Here is a 7,423-nt window from a genome sequence, read left to right as displayed (position 1 = left end):
GGAGCAGCGAGCGACCGTCCAGGTAGAGCAGGTCGAAGGCCCAGTACTCGACGCGGGAGCCGCGTCCCCGGTTTTGCATCCCGTGGAAGCTGGGCACCCCGTCCTCGTCCAGAATGACGGCCTCGCCGTCCAGCACCACGTGGTGGTCGGCGAGATCGGCTGCGAGTGAGCGTAATTCGGGGTATTCCTTGGTGACTTCGCGGCCGCGCCGCGATCGGATCCGCAAGGCGCCGTGGTCGACCTCCACCAGCAGCCGGTAGCCGTCCCACTTGCCCTCGAAGGCCCACTGCCCGCCCTTCAGGGCGGCCACCGAACCCTCGGAGGCGAGCATCGGGGTGATCGCGTCGAAGTCGAAGACCTTCTGGTCCTTCATCCGGTGCGCCAGCCATTGGTCGCCGTTGGTTTGAATCAGCGCGTAGCGCCCGGAGATCCGGTTGCCGTGCAGGTTGACGATGACCTCGTCATCGAGAAATTTCTCCGCCTCGTAGGTGCCGGCATCCCAGATAACCACCTTGCCGGCGCCGTATTCGCCCTTCGGGATGTTCCCTTCGAACGAGCCGTATTCCAGGGGGTGATCCTCGGTGTGCACCGCCAGGTGGTTGACCGACGGGGTCTCGGGCAGGTTCTTGGGCACCGCCCACGACACCAGCACCCCGTCGCGCTCCAGCCGGAAGTCGTAGTGCAAACGTCGGGCGTGGTGTTCCTGAATGACGAACGAATTACCCTGACCGACAACGGGTGTGGCGGCCGGCACCGGCTCGGGAGTCTTCGACGCGTCCCGCATGCTGCGGTACTTGCTGAGCCGATCCCGGATCGGCGCGTCAGCATCCACCTCCTCCAGCAGATCGCCGTCGCGGGCCACCCGTTCGAGCACTTCGTCGTAGCGCAGCTGGCCCACCGCCGGGTCTTCGAGCTCCTCCCAGGTCCGCGGCGCCGCGACCGTGGGATGCTCGCGTCCGCGCAGCGAGTACGGCGCGATGGTAGTCTTCGAACCGTTGTTCTGGCTCCAGTCGAGAAAGATCTTGCCGGCCCGCAGACTCTTGGTCATGGTCGCGGTGACCAAGCTGGGCATAGCTGTTTCCAGTTGCTGCGCAACGCGTTTCGCCAGTACCGTAGCGCCTTTGCTGCTCACCGGGTTCTCCAGGGGCGCATAAAGGTGCAGTCCCTTGCTGCCGCTGGTAAGCGGGAAGGTGGTCAACCCGATATCGGTCATCAGATCCCGCACGGCGTGAGCCACCCTGCACAGCTGGGCCATCGTTACGCCTTCGCCGGGATCGAGGTCGAACACCAAGCGGGTCGCGGGCCCGGGCTTGAGTCCCCCGCGAGCGGGAGGTGCCCCCACCTCGGCCCTGCTGCGGGTCCACTCCGCGACGAACCGCCACTGCGGAACGTGTACCTCGAGCGCGGCCTGCTGCGCGATCCAGGCCAGCCCGTCGGGACTGTCGATGATCGGATAGGTCGTGGTTCCGGACCGGTGCGTCACGCTGGCCCGCGGCAGCCATTCCGGCGCCGAGGACGCCAGCTGCTTTTCGAAGAACGCCTCCGCCTCGACGCCATTGGGCCAGCGCTTGCGGGTGGCCGCGCGTCCGGCGATGTGTGGCAGCATCACCTCGGCGATGCGGGTGTAGTAGTCGAAGATGTCCCGCTTTGTCGTTCCGGTGGCGGGGTAGAGCACCTTGTCGGCGTTGGTCAGCCGCACTCGCGGCGCCGCCGTTGAACCCATAGTCTCAACGTACGTCGTCCCGGTCCACCATGATGCAGCGAAGGGGTCGCCAGCAGTTGCGCTCTGGGTGGTCGCTGGATGTCGGTGGTGTGTTGTAGGAACGGGTGCATGAATCTCGCGACGTGGGCTGATGCAACGGTGTTGCGTGGGTGATCGCGTATGGCTGGTTCCGCGCTGGCATTGTGCCGGTTGATGTGCAGCGGGTGGGCCGGCTGGTTCTGGTCGACGATCCTACCGGATCGGGGGTCCCGAACTGGCGTGTATGCGCGGGTCTGGTCAGCAGATCAGAAGGCCGATCTGGATCGGCAGGTGGCTGGTGTGAGCGCGTGGGCCATGGTTGACCAGGTCCCGGTCGACAAGGTCGTGACCGAGGTGTTTCGGCTCTTAACGGGTATCGCCGAAGGTTTCTCGCCTTGCTGGGTGACCCGGCGGTCGTGGGGATCGTGGTGGAGCATCGGGATCGGTTGTGCCGGTTCGGTTGTGAATACGTCGAAGCGGCGCTTGCCGGTCAGGGCCGCGAACTGGTCGTGCGGGATTCAGCCGGGGTCGATGAAGACCGGTGCGCGATATGACGGAGATCCTTACCGGCAGGTGCGCGCGGCTCTGCTGCAATTGGGCCGCGGCCAACCGGACCAAACCGGCCATCGGTGGTGGCGCTGCTGATGGGTGCGCGGTGGCCTAAGGTGGCGAAGTTCGAGATTCCTGATGGTTGGACGGTGCAGGCGTTTAAGTTCACGCTCGACCCGACAACCGAGCAGGCTCACGCGTTGGCGAGGCATTTCGGCGCCCGCCGTAAGGCCTTCAACTGGACCGTCGCGGCGCTGGAAGCCGACATCGCCGAATGGCACGCCACCGGAGTTAAGACCGATATGCCGTCGTTTCGACGGATGCGGGAGCGCTGGAACCAGGCCAAGGACGGCGTGTGTGTGAACGCTAAGACCGGGCAGGTGTGGTGGCGGGAATGCTCGAAAGAGGCCTACGCCGACGGAGTTCGTGGGGCAGTGGACGCGTACTGGAACTGGCAGCGCAGCCGCGCCGGGGTGCGGGGCGGCAAACGCGTCGGGTTTCCGCGGTTGAAGAAGAAGGGCCGTGACGCTGACCGGGTGTGCTTCACGACCGGGGCGATGCGTGTGGAGCCGGATCGTCGCCACCTGACATTGCCCGTGATCGGGACGGTCCGCACGCAGGAGAACACCCGCCGAATTGAACGCCTTATCGCCAAGGGCCGGGCGCGGGTGCTGGCAATCAGCGTGCGCCGCAACGGTACCCGGCTGGACGCCAGTGTGCGCGTGCTGGTGCAGCGCCCCCAGCAACCCCATGGCACCCGACCTGATTCCCGGGTCGGTGTCGACGTGGGGGTGCGCCGTTTGGCCACCGTCGCCGACGCCGGCGGCAATGTCATTGAGCAGGTGCCCAATCCGCGACCGCTGGACACCGCGCTGACACAGTTGCGCCATTTCAGTCGTGCCCGGTCGCGCTGCGTGAAAGGTTCGCGCCAGTACCGTGAGCGCACCACGAAGATGTCCCGGCTGCATCGCCGGGTCAACGATGTCCGCACCCATCACCTGCATTGTGTGACAACGCGGTTGGCCAAAACTCACGGCCGCATTGTTGTCGAAGGCTTAGACGCTGCGGGCATGCTCAAACAGAAAGGTTTACCTGGGGCGCGGGCCCGCAGGCGCGGCATTTCGGATGCCGCCCTGGGCACACCCAGGCGCCACTTGTCGTATAAGACAGGCTGGTACGGGTCGGCGCTGGTGATCGCTGACCGCTGGTTCGCGTCGTCGAAAACCTGCCATGCATGCGGGCACGTGCAAGACATCGGCTGGGACGAACACTGGCAATGCGGCGGTTGTTCGGTCACACACCAGCGTGATGACAACGCCGCGATCAACCTCGCACGCTACGAGGAAACATCTAGCGTCGTCGGCCCAGTTGGGGCCGCCGTCAAGCGTGGAGCCGACCATAAGACCCGGCTAAGCCGGGCAGGTGGCCGTGAAGCGCGGAAGGGACGCAGCCGCAACGCTGCTGAACAACCCCGAGACGGGGTGCGAGTCGCGTGACCACCAACGGTCACTCACTCGCAACGGTGAGTCGGATGACCCGCGGGCTGGTGATCGGTGAAGCCTTGATCGACCGGATCGAGAAACAGGGCGCCGTCGCGCAGGCGGCCGTGGTCGAGCACGTCGGGGGAAGCCCGCTCAACGTGGCGGTCGGCCTGGCACGGCTGGGTCGCGGCATCGACTTCCTGACCCACATCGGTGACGACGAACACGGGCGGCGCATCGCGGATTACGTCAAATCGTCTGGTGCACAGCTGGTTCCCGGTAGCGTGTCCGCCGCCCGGACACCCACCGCGATCGTCACCATCGCCGACACCGGTTCGGCCGCGTACGAATTCGACCTGGACTGGCGGCTATCCGGTACACCCGAAGTCGCGCCACCACTGTGTGTGCACACCGGCTCCATCGCCGCGGTGCGGGAGCCGGGATGCCTGGCGGTGGCGGCTCTGCTCGACACCTACCATGCGTCGGCCACCGTCACCTTCGACCCCAACGTGCGCCCGACGCTGATCGTCGACCGCGACCTGGCCCGGACCCGCATCGCTCACCTGGTCGAACGCAGCGACATCGTCAAGGTCAGTGACGAGGACCTGCAGTGGATCGACCCTGCTCAAGAGCCGAAACGGACCGCGCGGGGCTGGCTGGCATCGGGACCCGCAATCGTCGTCGTGACCATGGGCGCGCGCGGTTGCCTGGCGTTCTGCGCGGCCGGCGAGACCACGGCGGCCGCCCGGCCGGTCCAAGTGGTGGACACCGTCGGCGCCGGTGACGCATTCACCGTGGGCCTGCTCGACGCGCTGTGGGGAATGGATTTGTTGGGCGCCGCCCGGCGGGAAAACCTTCGGCGGATCGGGCTCGATGCCCTGACCGCAGCGCTGCACGCGGCGATCCTGTCGTCGGCGCTCAGCGTCGCACAAGCGGGTGCCTACCTACCCGATCGCGCCGCGCTCGACGCCGCATACTGCGAATAGTGTTGTGGCTCTTGGTCATGCAGACGGCGGCCCGCGTGCATGGCACGCAGGCCGCCGCCAGGCCGCGAGTGACCGACTACATCGGTGGCATCAACACCGTGTCGATCAGGTAGACGGTCGCGTTGGCGGTGGGCACGCCGCCGCACACCACGCTCGCGTTGTTGACGTTGAGGTTGTTCCCCTGACCGGTCACGGTCAGGTTCGCTCCTTGAAGGGTCTTGTGCGGGCCGAGCACCCTGGCCGGAGTCAACTGCCCCTGCACGACGTGGTACGTCAGGATCCGGCTGAGCATATTCGAGTCGGTCTTGAGCTGATCGATCGTGGCCGGCGGCAACTTGTTGAATGCCGCGTCGGTCGGCGCGAACACGGTGTACTGACCGTTGTTGAGGGTGTCTACCAGGTTCACCTGCGGGTTGAGCTGCCCGGATAGCGCCGACGTCAGGGTCTTCAGCATTGGGTTGTTGGAAGCCGCCACCGCAACCGGGACCTGCGACATACCTTGCACGGATGCCGGTCCGCTGGGGTTTGCGGCCGCATAGTCCGCGCATCCCGGGCCCACCAGGTCGGCCGCCGCCGCGGTCGGGGCGGTCGGCAGCGCAAGGCCGACCATGGCTGCCGCTGCCAAACCGATTGCGGCAGAGCTCTTTTTCGCTTTCATCGGATTCCGGTCTCCTCAGAATGTTTCGACGGCCGCTCTTGGCCATCGAGTTCTTACATTGACATCGGTGATTCGGAGCAGGACCGGCAGCGGATGGGTGGTAGGGAAATCTTTTCGACTGCCGCTAGCCATACGTGAATGAGTACAGCTGCAGCCCCGCGGTCGGATGAACATCGAGCGTCCCTGATGCCACCCGATCTCCGGAAACGATTCGGTGCGATGTCGGCGGTCCATCGATCGGCACCGTCGAGGCTTGTCCATCGCGGGTCACCGTGAGGGTTCCGGTCCCCCCGACGACGAGGTAAACGTCCTTGGCGTGGTAGTTCAGCCTGAGGCTGGACTGGTCACTGCCGGCGGTGGCCCCTTGGTAATCGAGCGACCACGGGCCCTTCAGCGCGAAGCTGTCGGCGCCCAGGTTCGGCGGATAGTCGAAGGTGGCGGAGCCCTCGTCGTACTGCCCGCCTCCGCCGTAATTGACCACCTTGCCCACGCCGAAGTACGTCTCGGGAGTGGTCTGTTGGCGCGGGGTGGTGTCGGCGGTGTCCACCGGAGCAGGGAGGCTCAGGCCGCGATGCGCGTCGGCAAGCAGCTGTCTGATCAGCCGCTCCGTCACGTCGTAGTCGCCCTCACCGAATTTGATGTGCCGTACTTGGCCGGTGGCGTCGACAACATATTCCGCGGGCCAGTAGCGGTTTCGATAGTTCGTCCACGTGGAGTAGGCGTTGTCGAGCGCAACGGGGTATGTGATGCCCAAATCGGCCGCGCCCTTGGCGACGTTGCCGGCGACCCTCTCGAACGCGTACTCGGGGGTGTGCACGCCGATGACTTCGAAGCCGTAGTCGCGGTAAGCGTGGTACCACCCGGTCACGTGCGAAATGGCGCGTTGGCAGTTGATGCACGAATAGGCCCAGAAGTCGATGAGCACGACCTTGCCGCGCAACGACTTGAGGTCGACTGGTCGGCCGTCGGGCGTGTTCAGCCAGCTGTCGATGCCCTTGAGATCGGGTGCGGGACCGCAGTTTTGGAGGTGAGCATCTGAGTTGCCGCAGTTGGACAACTGAGCGTTCTGCTCGTTCACGATTCCGCCCAGGCCGCCGAGATTCAGCGCTTCCTGCAGACGGCGGTCGCCGGCCAATTTGTCTTGCGCCGCACTGGTGTAGTCCGGGACTGCCCGCTGTAGCGCAGCGGGCACGTTGAACACCAAGGCAATCGCTAGCAGGATCATCACGATCCCCGCCGAAGCCCGTATCGCGCGCTGGTTGCGCCGAAACGCGTTCACCCGCTGGGCAATCCGTTGGCCGGCTAACGCGAAAGCCAACAATGGCAGCGCGGCGCCGAGCGCGAAAGCGCCTGTCAGCACGGCGGTGCCAGGGCCGATGGACGCCGTGGCGCCTGCCACCACTATCGCGGCGAGGACGGGTCCCGCGCACGGCACGTACAGGACGCCCAGCGCCAGGCCGAGCACGAACCCGTCGCCGCGGACGCCGATATGATTCTGCGGGATGCGGGCAAATGGTCGCTCCAGGAGTCGTTCGACCGCAGGGAAGATCAGCCCAACCCCGATCGCGACCAACGCGGCCAGCGCAACCCAGCGAATGGCGTTCTGTGGAAGATGCAGCAGCGACAACAACGCAGATCCGGTCAGCGTGATCAAGCTGAAGCTCAGCACGACGCCCCCGACCACGGGAAGGGTGCGCAGAGCGCTCGGCAGCGGGCGTTTCGGCTCGGGGGCAACGCCCTCGTCCCGCGACTCGCGCGGTGTGGCAGCCCCGGTGGCGGCGCGCTGAGCGCCCGCGAAGAAGATCACGGGGAGCACCGGGAGGATACATGGCGATATTCCCGTCAGCAGCCCACCGACGAGGCCGATCATTGCGAGGGTCAACACGGTTGGGATTCGTCGCCGATCCGGCCGTGGATCGGTTCCGCGACCTCCTTGGCGCGCCGACCGTGGTGGTTATGCACGCGTTTCACGGAATTTTCGTCCATATCGCCCACACTGGGCGGATCC

Annotated in this window: 5 protein-coding genes and 1 pseudogene; 3 read left to right on the top strand and 3 right to left on the bottom strand. The window is 65.9% G+C overall.

From position 1 onward, the window contains the following. The coding region (gene ligD / locus JO059_RS09870; protein WP_293316174.1) for a non-homologous end-joining DNA ligase at positions 1 to 1,723 on the bottom strand (1,723 nt) is incomplete at its 3' end. A gap of 108 nt (positions 1,724 to 1,831) precedes the next feature. Here ligD and JO059_RS09865 point away from each other — a divergent pair. The 3 genes and pseudogenes from JO059_RS09865 to JO059_RS09855 all read left to right on the top strand — a co-directional run bounded on the left by JO059_RS09865 (position 1,832) and on the right by JO059_RS09855 (position 4,757). Next, positions 1,832 to 2,405: pseudogene (locus JO059_RS09865) on the top strand (IS607 family transposase). 1 nt (position 2,406) lies between these two features. Next, positions 2,407 to 3,786: an IS607 family element RNA-guided endonuclease TnpB gene (gene tnpB / locus JO059_RS09860; protein WP_293316172.1), complete on the top strand. Its 1,380-nt coding sequence runs from the start codon at positions 2,407 to 2,409 to the stop codon at positions 3,784 to 3,786. A 35-nt stretch (positions 3,787 to 3,821) separates the two neighbouring features. Beyond that, a complete protein-coding gene (locus tag JO059_RS09855; RefSeq protein ID WP_293316170.1) occupies positions 3,822 to 4,757 on the top strand; it encodes a carbohydrate kinase in 936 nt (311 codons plus the stop codon). A 76-nt stretch (positions 4,758 to 4,833) separates the two neighbouring features. On the opposite strand, the gene JO059_RS09850 is transcribed toward JO059_RS09855, so the two are convergent. Together JO059_RS09850 and JO059_RS09845 are read right to left on the bottom strand one after the other, a co-directional pair. Then, entirely contained in the window at positions 4,834 to 5,415 is a 582-nt protein-coding gene (locus tag JO059_RS09850) for a fasciclin domain-containing protein (RefSeq protein WP_293316168.1), read from the bottom strand. 124 nt (positions 5,416 to 5,539) lie between these two features. Beyond that, positions 5,540 to 7,300, bottom strand: a complete 1,761-nt coding sequence (locus tag JO059_RS09845; protein ID WP_293316166.1) for a cytochrome c biogenesis protein DipZ — start codon at positions 7,298 to 7,300, stop codon at positions 5,540 to 5,542. Between the last annotated feature and the right edge of the window lie 123 nt (positions 7,301 to 7,423).

It is taken from the genome of Mycobacterium sp., assembly GCF_019247615.1.
In the GTDB taxonomy this organism is placed as follows: domain Bacteria; phylum Actinomycetota; class Actinomycetes; order Mycobacteriales; family Mycobacteriaceae; genus Mycobacterium.
This window is presented reverse-complemented; position numbering and strand designations above follow the sequence as displayed.